Raw genomic sequence first — 14,253 nt, 5'->3', positions numbered from 1 at the left:
CGAAAAAAAAGAAACCCCGGAGGCCCTGCGGCTTCCGGGGGTTCCTGAATGGGCGATGCCTGCGATCAGCGTTTGGCGATCGGCACGTAGTCACGCTGCTCGGCGCCGGTATAGAGCTGGCGCGGGCGGCCGATCTTCTGCTTCGGATCCTCGATCATTTCCTTCCACTGGGCGATCCAGCCGACGGTGCGCGCGACGGCGAACAGCACGGTGAACATGGTGGTCGGGAAGCCCAGCGCCTTCAGCGTGATGCCGGAGTAGAAATCGATGTTCGGATAAAGCTTCTTCTCGATGAAATACTCGTCCGTCAGCGCGATGCGCTCCAGCTCCATGGCGATGTCGAGCTGCGGGTCGTCCTTGATGCCCAGCTCGCTTAACACCTCATGGCAGGTCTTTTCCATGATCTTGGCGCGCGGGTCGTAGTTCTTGTAGACGCGGTGGCCAAAACCCATCAGGCGGAACGGGTCGTTCTTGTCCTTGGCGCGGTCGATGAACTCGGGGATGCGGTCGACGGAACCGATTTCGTCGAGCATGTTGAGCGCCGCCTCGTTGGCGCCGCCATGCGCCGGGCCCCAGAGGCAGGCGATGCCGGCCGCGATGCAGGCGAACGGGTTGGCGCCCGACGAGCCGGCGAGGCGCACGGTCGAGGTCGAGGCGTTCTGCTCGTGATCGGCATGCAGGATGAAGATCCGCTCCATGGCGCGCGCCAGGACCGGGTTGACCTTGTACTCCTCGCAGGGAACCGCGAAGCACATGTGCAGGAAGTTTGCCGCATAGCCGAGCTCGTTCTTCGGATAAACGAAGGGTTGGCCGACGTGATACTTGTAGGCCATCGCGGCGATGGTCGGCATCTTGGCGATCATGCGCAGGCTCGCCACCATGCGCTGGTGCGGGTCGGAAATGTCGGTGGAGTCGTGATAGAAGGCGGACATCGCGCCGACCACGCCACACATCACCGCCATCGGATGGGCGTCGCGGCGGAAACCGGTGAAGAACCGCGTCATCTGCTCATGCACCATGGTGTGGTGCGTCACGCGATAGTCGAAATCCTGCTTCTGCGCCTTGGTCGGCAGTTCGCCATAGAGCAGGAGATAGCAGGTCTCCAGGAAGTCGCCATGTTCGGCCAGCTGCTCGATGGGATAGCCGCGATGCAGCAGGATGCCTTCGTCACCGTCGATATAGGTGATCTTCGATTCACAGCTTGCCGTCGAGGTGAAGCCCGGATCGTAGGTGAAGATGCCGGCGTCCTTGTAGAGCGAGGCGATGTTGACCACGTCCGGCCCGATGCTGCCCTTGAGGACGTCGAAGTCATGGGCCTGTCCGCCAACTTCCAGTTTCGCAGTCGATTTGGTCATCGCAATCACCTCTCACTTTTTAAAGAACCTGGCGCCGGTCGTCTGTCGCCACAAATTGTCCTCGGGCGTCGCGCGTGCGAATTAGCTAGCGCATTTGCCGTTCGGTGCCAAGCACGTGCAGCACGCAATAGTGCAGTGCAACAACGTACCGGCGCTTGTGGACCCATGCCCGCACTCGCCGACTGCGCAGGACTCAATCCTCCAGGATGGATCCTGTCAGGAACGTTGCGAGGAAGCCTGATCGCGGATGCGCGCCACGCTTTCCTCGCGCCCAAGTACGGAAAGAACGTCGAAGATGCCTGGCGACGTGGTGCGCCCGGTGAGCGCTGCCCGCAACGGTTGGGCGACTTTGCCAAGCTTGCGATCCGTCTGTTGCGCAAAAGCGCGGACGGCGTCCTCGATGTTCGCAAGGGTCCAATCGCCGACATTCTGCAATATGGCGGCGAGTTCCGCAAGAAGCTGGCGCGCATCCGCATCGAGCAGGGCGGCCGCTTTATCATCGGGAACGAGCGGACGAGCATCGAAAAGAAAGTGAGCGTTATCAGCGAGTTCAACAAGGGTCTTCGCACGCTCTTTCAACCCCGGAAGAGCCGCGCGAAGTTGTTTTTTCCGCTGGTCGTCGAGTTTTTCGAGCAATGCCGACCCGCCATCCAGAAACGGCAGGGTCTGCAGCAATGCGTCGAACAGCGCCTGGTCGTCCATCTGGCGCATGTGAACGCCGTTCAGGGCCTCCAGCTTCTGGAAATCGAAGCGCGCCGCGCCCTTGTTGACGTCGGCGATGTCGAACCAGCGAATCATGTCCGCGTCCGACATGATCTCGTCGTCGCCATGGCTCCAGCCGAGCCGCGCCAGATAGTTGCGCAGCGCCGAAGGCAGATAGCCCAGCGCGCGGTAGGCATCGACGCCGAGCGCGCCGTGCCGCTTTGACAGCTTGGCTCCGTCCGCGCCGTGAATGAGCGGGATATGCGCCATGACGGGGACGTCCCATCCCATCGCCTTGTAGATGATGGTCTGGCGCGCGGCGTTCGTCAGGTGATCGTCGCCGCGGATGATGTGCGTGATCCCCATGTCGTGGTCGTCCACCACGACCGCGTGCATGTAGGTGGGCGACCCGTCGGAACGCAGGATGATGAAATCGTCGAGATCCTTGTTGGGAAAGCGCACCGTGCCCTGAACGCGATCCTCCACCACGGTCTCGCCGTCCAGCGGCGCCTTGATGCGGATCACCGGCTTGATGCCGGCTGGAGCTTCCGCCGGGTCGCGGTCGCGCCAGGTGCCGTCATAGCGCGGCGGCAGGCCCTCGGCGCGCGCCTTCTCGCGCATCGCGGTGAGTTCCTCGGGCGAGCAGTAGCAATGATAGGCTTCGCCGCGTGCGACCAGCTCCTCGGCGATCTCGCGATGGCGCGCCGCGCGTGCGAACTGCGATACCGGCTCGCCGTCGCAGGCAAGGCCGAGCCAGGAAAGCCCCTCGAGAATGGCCGCCGTCGCCTCGTCCGTCGAGCGCTGCCGATCGGTATCCTCGATGCGCAGCAGCATCTGGCCGCCCGTGTGGCGGGCATAAAGCCAATTGAACAGCGCGGTGCGCGCGCCGCCGATATGCAGATATCCGGTTGGCGAGGGCGCAAAGCGGGTGACGACGGGTTTGGACATGGATTTGTTCCAGGACTTGGCGCGGTCGTCAGCCGGAAGGCGCGAAACCGCGGGTGGCAATCGGTCGGCTGTCATGTAGCATAGAACAATCGAGGTGCAAGCATTCCGGGGACTGCGTTCCGGGATCACGTATCGGGGGACAGCGCGTCATGGGGGGCCGGACCGCAACAGCGGAACAGGACGAGCGCATTCAGTTCGACGCCGGCAACCCGGCGGGCTCGATGCTGGAGGGCATGCCCGCGCGGACGAGCCCGGCAACACGCGGAGCGACCCGCGCCCGGGTGTTTCCCGTTGCCGGCAATCTGGCACGGCTGACAACCCGGGAGGAGGCGCGGGGCACCGGTTTCCTGTGGCTTCCGGTGCTGCTCGGTTGCGGCGCGCTGGTCTATTTCACGCTGCCTATGGAGCCGCCGGCCCACGCGGTCCTGTCGGCCGTTCTGGCCTGCACGGCGGCGCTGTTTCTGGTTTCCGGCAACGTCCTCCAGAAACGCCTCCTGCTCGCTCTCCTGACGGTCCTGCTCGGGTTTGCCGCCGGCAAGCTGGAGACATGGCGCGCGTCGACGCCGATGCTGGGCTCGGAGATCACCACCCGCGTGACCGGCCGCGTCCTGGGCATCGAGCACCGCGCAGACGGACGCCACCGGCTGACACTGGCCGTGACGGAGACCGAACGTCCCCGTCTGCGCTACGCCCCCGACCAGGTGCGCGTGACGGCGCGCGCGATACCGGCAGGCTTGAGGCCGGGCGATGGCGTGAAGGGGCTGGCGCGCCTCGTGCCGCCGTCCGGGCCGGTACGGCCGAACGCCTATGACTTCTCCTTTGAAAGCTATTTCGACGGCGTCGGCGCCATCGGCTTCTTCCTGCGCGATCCTGAACGCGCGCCCTTGTCCACAGCTGCGCCGATCGGGACCCGTCTGTCGATCGGCGTTCAGGTGCTCCGGGAAGCCTTCGCCGACCGTCTGCGGGAGCGGCTGCCCGGTCCCGAGGGCGAGATCGCAGCGGCCCTGATCGCCGGCGTTCGCGCCGGCATTCCGGAGGAGGCCAACGAAGTACTCAGGCGGACCGGCCTCGCACACATCCTGTCGATCTCAGGGCTGCACATGGCACTGGTTGCCTTCACCGTCATCGGCGCGGTGCGGCTGGGCTTTGCCTTCTTTCCGGGTGTCTGCGCCCGCTACCCGGTGAAGAAATACGCCGCCGCCGCGGCCCTGCTCGTCTGCCTGCTCTATCTGTTCATCTCGGGTGCGGCGGTGGCCGCGCAGCGCAGTTTCATCATGCTGGCCGTGATGCTGGTCGCCCAGTTGCTCGACCGCGCGGCGCTCACCATGCGCAACCTCGCCATCGCCGCCCTGATCGTGATCGCCCTGTCGCCGCACGAAGTGATCGGCCCCGGCTTCCAGATGTCCTTCGCGGCGACAGCGGCGCTCATTGCCGGCTACGCTGCATGGAACCGCTGGCGCGAGCGCCGGATGCGAGGGCGCCATGTGCAGCAGGAACGCACGCGCCTGCAACGGGTGGCGCGCAGCCTCCTTCTCTATGCCGGCGGGCTGGCGCTGACATCGCTGATCGCAGGGACCGCCACTGCGCTCTACGGCGCCTGGCACTTTCAGCGCGCTTCGCCCCTGGCGCTCGGGGCAAATCTCGCGGCCATGCCGCTGGTGTCCGTGATCGTGATGCCCTCCGCCGTCCTGTCGGTTCTCGCCATGCCATTAAACCTGGATGGCTGGCCCCTGGCGGCGATGGGGTGGGGGATCGCCCGCGTCGTGGAGGTCGCGACCTGGTTTTCGGAGCGCACGCCTTTCGACGCCACGGGGCTGGTGCCGGTCCCGGCCGTCATCCTTCTGACGGGAGCGCTCGCGCTGATGACGCTGACGACCACCCGCCTGTGGCTCGCGGCCTTCCCCCTGATCATCGCCGGTGGCGTGCTGCTCCTCGCGCGCGACCTGCCGGACGTCCTGATCTCCGAGGATGCGAGACTGGTCGCCACGCGCACGGCGGATGGCCGGCTGGCGGTGAACCGCAGCAGGCCGAACGGTTTCACCATGAAGAACTGGCTGCATGCGATGTGGTCGCAGGAGCGGACAGGGCCGCGCGCCGGCGATGGTTCCGCGACCGCCGATCCCGAGACATTCGGTTGCGAGGCCGATGTCTGCATTGCCCGCCATACAACGGGCGCGCTGGTCGCACATGTGAAGACGCCCAGGGCCGAGGGCACGGACCATGTGCGTCTGAGAACGCTTTGCCCATCCGTGCAGCTTCTGGTGATCGAGGATCCGACAGTCGGCGCGCCTTGCCGTGCCGGGGAGGCGACGGTTGTCACCGGCCGCGATCTGGCGCTGCGCGGCAGCGCGCAGGTTCATTTCAAGCCGGCGGGCGGAGGCCGGCATGAAGCATCGGTCGCATTCGCCATCCGCGAACCGTTCCGCCCCTGGCACGCGCATCGACAATTCGCACGCGCGGCGAGGGGGCTCGGTCCCCGATCCGGCCGGGCGCCGCGCTGAACGGGCCGTTGCACCAGGCCGCCTTCTTTGCTAACCGGTCGGCGTCCAACAAGGAATCTTATGCGCGGAAACCTCCATTATTGATCGTCCGAGCGGCAGCGCCGCGATCCGTTCGCCGGGCGCGAACGGGCGCAGCCGCGTTTTTCGGACACCCGCGCACAATAGACTGACAGCCATCCGAGCGTTTCCCGGAGCCGCAACGGTATCCGGCGCGCCATGGCATTCCTTGAAGAATTGGATACTTCAATGACCGACACACAAGAAGCAGAAATGACTGAACGCGCAATCCGCGCCTACCAGTCTTCCGACTCCGAGCGGCTTCTCGACATCTGGCTTGCGGCATCGCGCATCGGGCATCCCTTCCTAGGCGACGCCGTCCTGCTGCAGCAGCGCGACATGGTGCGAGACCTCTATTTCGGCAATGCGGAGATCTGGGTGGCGACGGAGAACGGATATCCGGTCGCCTTCATCGGCCTGCTGGAAACCTTCATTGGCGGGCTGTTCGCCGATCCTGCCGTTCATGGCGGCGGGCACGCCAGGGCGCTGGTCGAGCATGCGGCCGGCCTGAAGCCGTTCCTCGAACTCGACGTCTATGCGCTCAATCCGGTGGCGCCCGGCTTCTACCGGCACCTGGGTTTCGCCGAGACGGGCCGCCGGCCGCGGGATGACGAGGAGAGACCGTTTGAACTGATCCGCATGCGGCGCGGATGACCCTGCCTTCGACTGTTCGGCGCCGAAGCAACTGATCCTCCCTGACGCGGAGGTCGGAGCTTCCGGATGGCGGCAACCCCCGGGACGGCACGATCCGGAAAGCCGGCGATCGAACCCCGGACGCAGATGCCAAAAAACCGCCAGCCGGATGGCTGGCGGTTTCACGGGCAATGAGCGGGCAGCGTCAAGAAAGGTATGAAGCGTTCAGTACCGGCGCATGAGGCCGACCAGCCGTCCCTGAACCTTGACCCTGTCGGGGCCGAAGATGCGTGTCTCATAGGCCGGGTTGGCGGCTTCGAGGGCGATCGAGGCGCCCTTGCGGCGGAAGCGCTTGAGCGTCGCCTCTTCCTCGTCCACCAGGGCCACGACGATCTCGCCGGGGCTTGCGGTCTGGGTCTCGCGGATGATGACCGTATCGCCGTCGAAAATGCCGGCATCGATCATCGAATCGCCCTTCACCTCGAGCGCGAAGTGCTCGCCGCCCGAAAGCATGTCCGGCGGCACGGCGATGGAATGGGTCTGGTGCTGGATCGCGTCGATCGGCACGCCGGCGGCGATGCGTCCCATGACGGGGATCGAAACGACACCGGCCAGGTCGTCATTGCTGGCGACCGGGCTCGGCGCGGGTTTTGGCGCCGGCGACCGTCCCAGACTGCCCTCGATGACGCTCGGCGAGAACTTCCGCGGCGCGCTGAGGCCGGGAGCGATCGAGTCCGGCAGGCGCAGAACCTCCAGCGCGCGCGCCCGGTTCGGCAGGCGCCGGATGAAGCCGCGTTCCTCCAGCGCGGTGATCAGGCGATGGATGCCCGATTTGGAAGCGAGGTCCAGCGCTTCCTTCATCTCGTCGAAGGACGGAGGAATGCCGCTCTCCTTCAGACGTTCATGGATGAACAGGAGGAGTTCGTGCTGCTTGCGCGTCAGCATTGGGCTTCACCGAGAATCAGTTAAAAACAAAACCAGAACATACTGTATATGTTCCGGTAGTGTTCCGCAACCGCCTCGCAAACGGCCCCCAAACCTGCCTGTCAGAAGGATTGCCGCGCGCCTCGCTGCGGCGGAGAATCGGCGGCTACGTCAGGAAGATGACCCGGCGCGGAACCGCACGGGCACGGTTATGGTCCTGTTCACTCCCGGCGGCGGTGCGGGAACCGGCGAGGCGCGGCGCACGAGCGACAGAACGGCTTCGTCGAGGGCCGGATGGCCGGATGAACGGGCAAGTGAAACCGCCTGCACGGTGCCGGCATCGTCGATGCGAAAGCGCACATAGACCGTGCCCTGCTCGCGACGCGCACGGGCAGCGGCGGGATAGCGCTTGCGCCGTTCGAGATGCGCCATCAGGCGCGACCGCCAGCGGGCGGGGGATATGCTGGGAGCCGAGCGTCCGGAGGCGTTCTGGCGCGCTGCCGTGCGGTTGGATTTGCGCACATCGGCCTGCGCCCTGGTCGCCTGGGCGGAGGCGGCACTTCTGGTCTTGCGGCGCTTGGTGACCTTCTTGGGGGGCTCCTTCTTCTCCGCCCTGGCAGGCATGGGCGGCTGCGGCCGCGGGGTCGGCAGGGGGACGGCCACGTTTTCAAGCAGCCGCGCGATCTCGCTGGGCTCCGGCTGCTCCTCTGCGGGCGGCGTCTCGCTGGGCACCTCCTGTTCTTCAGGCGGTTCCTCCTCCGGCAGATCCTCGCCCGCGCTCGCCGTGCTCTCGGCCGCATCTTCCTGTTCGGCGGAGACGACCGCCTCCTCCGTCGCAGCCGCTTCCGGCGCTTCGGCGAACTCGATCATGATGGCGGCCGGAGGTTCGGCCGCGGCGGGCGTGACGGGATCCTCGCGGGTCATGAGAACCACCGCGCCCACATGGGCCGCCAGAACCGCAAGACCGGCTCCCGTCCAGAGGACGAGTTCAGTCAGTCTGGCAAGGCGTCCTGCGGGACCGTTCCAGGTGCTCATGGCCGCTGCACCGCTTCCGGTTCGGAGGCCGGCGGCGCCGATGACAGGCCTTCGAGCCCCACTAGCGCAATCTTGAGGTAGCCTGCATCGCGCAGGAGATTCATGACCTCCATGAGGTGCTCATAGACCACGGTCTTGTCGGCCCGCAGGAACACCCTGGTCTCGAGATCTCCACCGGAGGCTGCCTGCAGGGCGGCCGCAAGGTCTTCGCGCGTCACCGGATCGTTGCCCAGCGAAAGCGCGCCTTCGGATGTCAGCGTCAGATAGAGAGGCTTGTCCGGGCGCTCCTCCTTCTTGGCGCTGGACGCCGGAAGATCGACCTTCACATCGACGGTGGCCAGCGGCGCGGCCACCATGAAGATGATCAAGAGCACGAGCATCACGTCGATGAAGGGCGTAACGTTGATCTCGTGATTGTCCTCGAGATCGTCCGCCGGCCGTTCCCTGATTCTTCCCGCCATGGCCTCTACTCCGCCGCGATCTTCCGACCGTCTTCCTGCGCCGAAGCGGCGACGAGACGGAAATCCAGGTCGCGGCTTGCCAGCCGCTCCACTCCGGCCGCCGCATCGCCGAGCAACTGCCGGTATCCCGTTATGCTGCGTGCGAAGACGTTGTAGATGACGACGGCCGGAATGGCCGCGACGAGGCCGATGGCGGTGGCGAGAAGGGCCTCCGCGATGCCGGGCGCGACGATGGCGAGATTGGTGGTCTGCGCTTCCGAAATGCCGATGAAGGAGTTCATGATGCCCCAGACCGTCCCGAAAAGACCGACGAAGGGTGCCGTCGAGCCGATCGTCGCCAGCAGGCCGGTCCCCCGCGACAGGCGCCGTCCGGCCTGCGCTTCGGTCCGGCCGAGCGAAGAGGCGATGCGTTCCTTCACGCCGTCATTGCCGGCATGGTCGAGTGCGCCGGCGGACTGCCGCATTTCCTCATCCGCAAGCCGCACCATGTAGGCGGCAGGCCCGCCGCGCCGGGCAAGCGCGCCTCCCGCCTCCTTCAGGCTCGAAGACCGCGCGATGATGGCCAGAACACGTCTGGCGCGTGCCCGGGCACAGGCGATCTCGATGCTTTTTGCGAGCCAGACGGTCCATGTCAGAAGGGAAGCGAGGGCGAGACCGATCATCACCGCCTTCACCACCCAGTCGGCCGCCATGAACATGCCCCAGGGGGAAAGGTCATGCGGCAGGTCGGAGCGCTTTTCGGGCGGCGCGAGCATCTGCGAGAGAGCCGCCGCCGGATCTTCCAGAAGCGAGGGTGCCGGTTCGGCGTTCTCTTCCGCGCCGGCAGCGGGCGCCGCCTCCACCGGGGCTGGAGTTTCAGGCCGCGCCTCGGTTTCAGCAACCGGCGCCGCCATGTGCTGCGCCAGCGCGGGGTTTGCGACGAACAGGCACAGCCCGGCGAGCAGTGCCAGGGCCATGCGTCGGCCGGCATGGGAGAGGCGGGGTACTTCGGAGGAAAAAGTCATGATCGATCTTCGCTGTTGCGGGCAGGGCCGGTGCGCGGTCCTGAAAGCCCTGGCCCGGAGCACCGCATGCCCGTTCGGATGCACACGGAACGATCCGGATTGTTGATGAAATGTCGGAATGAGCCGGAAAGCGGGTTTCCGCCTTCAGGTTCGATCCCTTGGCGACCGTGCCGCTCGTCGCGAGCTCAGCTCTCGGGGCGGGTCACGATCCAGGCGGCGACCGCGCTCATCATGGCGAGAATCGCCAGGGCCATCGGAAGACCGGGTTCGTAGGCAATGATGGAGAGCACGTAACCGGCGGCGATGCCTGCGACGGCGAACAGTTTGGCGCGCCGCGGGATCGCACCATGGTCGCGCCAGTTTCGAAGCATGCCGCCGAACCGGGGGTTTTCGAGCAGTCTGCGTTCGAGTGCCGGGGAGGAACGGCCAAAGAACCAGGCGGCCAGGATGAGAAAGACGGCGGTCGGCATGACAGGCAGGAATATGCCGATCACCCCCAAAACCAGCATCACGAAGCCCATCACGAGCATGATCGCACGCTTTGCATTCTCGAACGCAGGCACGAGCTTCAACGAGCGACCTCCACTGATCGGCCAGTCTGCGGGAACTTCTTTTCGCGGCCCCGACGGTTCCGTAATAGCGGAGATCTGCACGGCTGCGATAGCGGCGCTCATTGAAACACGTCCTCGACGAGATTGCGAACGCGCAGAAAGGCCTTTTCCGCGCCGGAGACGACGGACTGTTCTTCGGAGTCCTGAAGGGACAGCGAATCGAGCGCCGCTGTGAATGTCCGCCAGTGCAGTCCACGCCCCTCGGGAGCCGCGGCGAGGTGGCGCGCGCCGAACTCCTCCGAGAGGTCGAGCTTGCGGGCTTCCTTGAGCAGAAAGGCCGCGCCCAGGTTGGAGCCTTCCGCCACATAAAGCCAGCCAAGCGCGGCGGGCATGTCGACCGGTACTCCCGGGGTGAACAGGGGGGCTTCGGAAGGCGAGGGCGCATCGATCCCCAGATCGGCGAGATCGCCGGCGATGAGCGGAAACCGCCGGCGCGCTTCGATATCCGGCAGAAGGGCGGCAAGAACAGGAGCCCGATAGAGCGCATCGATATCTCTGTGAAACAGATACTGCATGCGCAGGAACTGCCCGAAGCGTTCGCGGCTGGCGAAGGGTTCGCGGTTCATGATCGCCTTGTCGAGGCGGTCATGGGTCGTGGCGGTGCGCTCCTTCAGGCGTTTCGACCGGGTCTTGTCATTGGGGGTGTCGAGAACGACGCGTTCATTCATGGATAATGCCTTTGGATCGTGAGATGCGCGGAGCGGCTGTGCCGCCCCGCGTGGGAATGGATTCAGAACTTGGCCGTCATGGACGCATAGAAGGTGCGTCCGGGGCCGGGCCGCTGCATAGTGCCGAGCGGGTCCACGTAGAACGCGTCGGTCAGGTTCTCGACCCGGAAAGTGCCGGTCAGGTTGTCGGTGAACTTGTACTCCGCGAACACGTCGACGAGAGTGAACGGCTCCCACTTGATAAGCGAGATGAGCTGTCCGGCACCCGTGATGCCGATCTTGCTGTGCCCTGCGGCGCGCGGTCCCATATGTGTCACGCGTCCGCCGAGCGTCAGCCGCTCTTCGAGCAGCTTCTGCGAGAGCGAGAGGGAGATCATGTACTCGGGCGGCACCTGGTTGGTGGCGAGATCCTGATAGAGGGTCTTGTTGGCGCAGCCCGTGTCCTTCGGGCAGAACTCCACATTCGTGTAGTAGTTCGCGGACAGTTCCGCCGCGAACCCGGCATTCTCGTAACGGCCGGAGAGTTCGATGCCGGAGAACTTCGCCTTGTCCAGATTGACCATGAGGCTGGTCCAGTAACCCTCCGGCGTCCTGCCTTCCTGGGGGGAAACATAGTTATTGATCGTCCAGTCGAAGTAGCCGAGCTTGACCATGGCGCGGTCGTTGGCGCTGAAAACCCCCTCGCGGGTGTGATTGATGCCGAAATCCCAGTTGCTTGCGCGCTCGGATTCGATGTTCGCCACCGTGCTGACGATCAGCCCGCCGGATACGGATTCGATGATGCTCGGGCTGCGAAGCGCGTATGAATAGCGGCCGTAGATCTGGGTGTTCTCGAACGGCTCGAACGTCAGGCCGATGGACGGGCTTAGACCGCCGTCAGAGCGTGTTCCAGCGTTCTTGTAACGGGCTGACGGCGCGTCGGGGCGGTCATCCTCTGTCTTGTAGTAGCTGTATCGCAACCCACCATCCACGGTCAGCCAGTCGAGCGGTTTCCAGTCCGCTTTCACGAAGGCGGCGAACTCCTTCTTGTTTCCGTGAGGGACATAGGGACCGGTGAGTTCGGTCGTATAGGCGCTCGGCGCGGTGCGCTGGTCGGTGTAGGAAAGACCGTAGTCCAGGGTCACATCGCCATACTGCGTGGAGAGCCTGGATTTGTTCCCGACATCGATACCCCACATGAACACGTCCGAGCCGGTCCGGAAGTCCATCGGAAGACCAAACTGGGGCGGGTTCGGCACCATGCGTCCTCCACGGCTCCATGGCTGGCGGAATTCCATGTCCGAAAGCCATGCATTTGCCGTGAAGTCGATGAGGTCGCTGCCCTCGGGCTGCCAGCGATAGCGTGCGGTATAGGTATCGACGGAGGTTCCGCTGGTCTGGTCTCGCTGGATGGGGCGATCGCGGTCGGTCTGCATGCGCCAGGCGATCTGGTCGCCTGCCTCGCTCCTGAAGCCTGTATAGCCGAGCTTCATGCTCTGGCCGTCGCCGAAACGGATCGTGCCCTTGGCAATCGCCGACCTGGTTTCAAGCTCGGTGTTCAGGACCTCCTCGCCGGGGCGGAAGTTCGCAATGCCCCCGACCTCGACATACTCCGGCCAGTCTTCACACCAGTCCCAGGAATTGCAGATCCTCTTTGGACCGGCGAGATAGGGACGCGCGGCCGGGCCGTTTTCGCCGGCGTGATAATTGCCGCGCTTGCGGTAGGCGTAGCCGAGGAGGAAGTCGTAGGTTTCGTCGTGATAGGCGGCGACGGCGCTTCCGTAACCGTTTGTCGGCTCCAGAAGGGCCGGCCGGTCCATACCGTCGGGCGAGGGGATCGCGACGGGGGCGCTCCATCTGCTGCCGGGGAGCTGATAGCCGCCAACCGCGCCGGGGGTGGGCTTGGACGAGTTCGTTCCGAAGCCGCCCTTCACGCGGAAGCCGAAGCGCTTGCCCTCTTCGACGATGTCCGTCGCGTCGATGGTGCGCATCGCAACCGTGCCCGCAACGCCATTGGAGGCTGCGTCCGAACCCCTGGTGATGTCGATGCCGCCGAGGAAATCGGGATCGACGAAGGTGCGGTTGGAGTAGCCCTGATAGTCCTGCTGCACCTCGACGCCATTCATGGCGCCGTCGACTGTCGTTGCAACGCGGCCCATGCCCTGCACGCCGCGAATGTTCATGTCGATGCTGCCGGCGCCGTTGCGCGCATTGGCAGAGGTGACGCCCGGCGTCCCGCGAAAAATGTCCGCCGGATCGGAGCCGCGGTATTTCTCGATCGTGGATTCGTCGATATGGGCGGTCGCCGCCGGCGTTTCGTAGGGCGCGTAGACGGAAGTCCCGCCCAGCCCGCCGGTCACCTCGATCACGTCGAGAACCATGGACCCGTCGGCGGAGACCGGACCATCATGCGCCGACGACACGCGGTCGGCGATCGTTACCGTGCCCGACGGGCTGATGCTGAAGGAGAGGCCCGTGCCCGAAAGGAGCGCGCGGAGCGCTTCTGCATTGCCGTAGGCGCCCCGCAGGGCGGGCGCGGTCCGTCCGCTGGCAAGCGCCGCGGGATAGGCGATGCGCAGCCCGGCCTGGCTCGCGAATGCATTCAGCGACGCCCTGAGCGGTTGCGCCGGAATGTCGAAAACGGTTGCTTGCACCGCCGTTTGCGCTTTCGCGGAAACTGCGCCGTAAAGCGGCGCCATTGCCGATGAGGCGACCAACAGCGCCTTGAGAACCCTCGTCTGCCCCGTTGCAGAAAACATGTACGCTGTCTCCATCATGCTCGGTCGGTCCCGTGAGGCATCGGGCATTCAGGTACCGCCGACCTATTGCTTTGTGAAAGGCGCGGAGCGGCGGTGTCGCCCCCCGCGGTCGTTGCCGGAGCATCGGGACGGAAACTGGCCTCCAGTCCCCGACCGTTCGCATGCTTCGCCAATCGTTCGGATCGTCCGAATGGACGGATGGTTGTCTAGAATTTCGCCGTCATCGACGCATAGAAGGTTCGACCGGGGCCGGGGCGCTGCATGAGGCTGATCGGGTCCACGTAGAACGCGTCGGTCAGGTTCTCGATCCTAAACGTGCCGGTCAGATTGTCGGTGAACTTGTACTCCGCAAACACGTCGACAAGGGTGTATGGATCCCATTTGATGAGCGAGATGAACTGTCCGGCGCCCTGGCCGTCGATGTTTGTGTGTCCGGCTGCGCGCGGGCCCACATGGGTCACCCGTCCGCCGAGCGTCAGGCGGTCTTCAAGCAGTTTTTGCGAAAGCGAGAGCCCGATCGTGTATTCGGGCGGTACCTGATTGGTCGCGAAGTCCGAGTAGACGGTCTCGTTCGCGCAGCCGGTGTCCTTGGGGCAGAACTCCACATTCGTGTAGT

The 14,253-nt window shown here is 65.1% G+C and carries 11 protein-coding genes and 1 pseudogene; 2 read left to right on the top strand and 10 right to left on the bottom strand.

Annotated features, from left to right (window positions below):
- Window positions 1-65 precede the first annotated feature (65 nt).
- Both gltA and gltX read right to left on the bottom strand, forming a co-directional pair.
- Window positions 66-1,355, bottom strand: a complete 1,290-nt coding sequence (gltA, locus tag NA2_RS06555) for a citrate synthase (RefSeq protein ID WP_008595582.1) — start codon at window positions 1,353-1,355, stop codon at window positions 66-68.
- A gap of 216 nt (window positions 1,356-1,571) precedes the next feature.
- The gene (gene gltX, locus NA2_RS06550) at window positions 1,572-3,005 is read right to left on the bottom strand and encodes a glutamate--tRNA ligase (protein ID WP_008595581.1); all 1,434 of its coding nucleotides are present in this window, start codon (window positions 3,003-3,005) and stop codon (window positions 1,572-1,574) included.
- 149 nt (window positions 3,006-3,154) lie between these two features.
- Here gltX and NA2_RS06545 point away from each other — a divergent pair, with 149 nt between their 5' ends.
- The gene (locus tag NA2_RS06545) at window positions 3,155-5,506 is read left to right on the top strand and encodes a ComEC/Rec2 family competence protein (protein ID WP_008595579.1); all 2,352 of its coding nucleotides are present in this window, start codon (window positions 3,155-3,157) and stop codon (window positions 5,504-5,506) included.
- Between the two features lie 270 nt (window positions 5,507-5,776).
- On the top strand, window positions 5,777-6,217 hold the full coding sequence (locus NA2_RS06540; protein ID WP_040677064.1) for a GNAT family N-acetyltransferase: 441 nt from the start codon (window positions 5,777-5,779) through the stop codon (window positions 6,215-6,217).
- Between the two features lie 204 nt (window positions 6,218-6,421).
- Here NA2_RS06540 and lexA read toward each other — a convergent pair whose 3' ends face one another.
- The 8 genes and pseudogenes from lexA to NA2_RS06500 all read right to left on the bottom strand — a co-directional run.
- Window positions 6,422-7,141 carry a transcriptional repressor LexA gene (gene lexA, locus NA2_RS06535; protein WP_008595575.1) on the bottom strand — a complete coding sequence of 240 codons (720 nt, stop codon included), beginning with the start codon at window positions 7,139-7,141 and terminating at the stop codon, window positions 6,422-6,424.
- A gap of 150 nt (window positions 7,142-7,291) precedes the next feature.
- A complete protein-coding gene (locus NA2_RS06530; RefSeq protein ID WP_008595573.1) occupies window positions 7,292-8,155 on the bottom strand; it encodes an energy transducer TonB in 864 nt (287 codons plus the stop codon).
- Window positions 8,152-8,616: a TonB system transport protein ExbD gene (gene exbD, locus NA2_RS06525; protein ID WP_008595571.1), complete on the bottom strand. Its 465-nt coding sequence runs from the start codon at window positions 8,614-8,616 to the stop codon at window positions 8,152-8,154. The genes NA2_RS06530 and exbD overlap by 4 nt, the downstream gene beginning before the upstream one ends.
- Window positions 8,617-8,621: 5 nt before the next feature.
- On the bottom strand, window positions 8,622-9,572 hold the full coding sequence (gene exbB, locus NA2_RS06520) for a tonB-system energizer ExbB (protein ID WP_008595569.1): 951 nt from the start codon (window positions 9,570-9,572) through the stop codon (window positions 8,622-8,624).
- Between the two features lie 233 nt (window positions 9,573-9,805).
- Window positions 9,806-10,150 carry a YbaN family protein gene (locus NA2_RS06515; RefSeq protein WP_420798698.1) on the bottom strand — a complete coding sequence of 115 codons (345 nt, stop codon included), beginning with the start codon at window positions 10,148-10,150 and terminating at the stop codon, window positions 9,806-9,808.
- A gap of 140 nt (window positions 10,151-10,290) precedes the next feature.
- Window positions 10,291-10,899, bottom strand: coding sequence for a biliverdin-producing heme oxygenase (locus NA2_RS06510; RefSeq protein WP_008595564.1), 609 nt, complete (start codon window positions 10,897-10,899; stop codon window positions 10,291-10,293).
- A gap of 62 nt (window positions 10,900-10,961) precedes the next feature.
- Window positions 10,962-13,532, bottom strand: a complete 2,571-nt coding sequence (locus tag NA2_RS06505) for a TonB-dependent receptor (RefSeq protein WP_244423595.1) — start codon at window positions 13,530-13,532, stop codon at window positions 10,962-10,964.
- Window positions 13,533-13,843: 311 nt separating this feature from the next.
- Window positions 13,844-14,253: pseudogene (locus NA2_RS06500) on the bottom strand (TonB-dependent receptor); the annotation flags it as partial.

Origin of the sequence: Nitratireductor pacificus pht-3B, assembly GCF_000300335.1 — a bacterium.
Classification (GTDB): Bacteria; Pseudomonadota; Alphaproteobacteria; order Rhizobiales; family Rhizobiaceae; genus Nitratireductor; species Nitratireductor pacificus.
The sequence above is the reverse complement of the archived record's forward strand: the minus strand, read 5'-3'. Positions and strand labels throughout refer to the sequence as shown.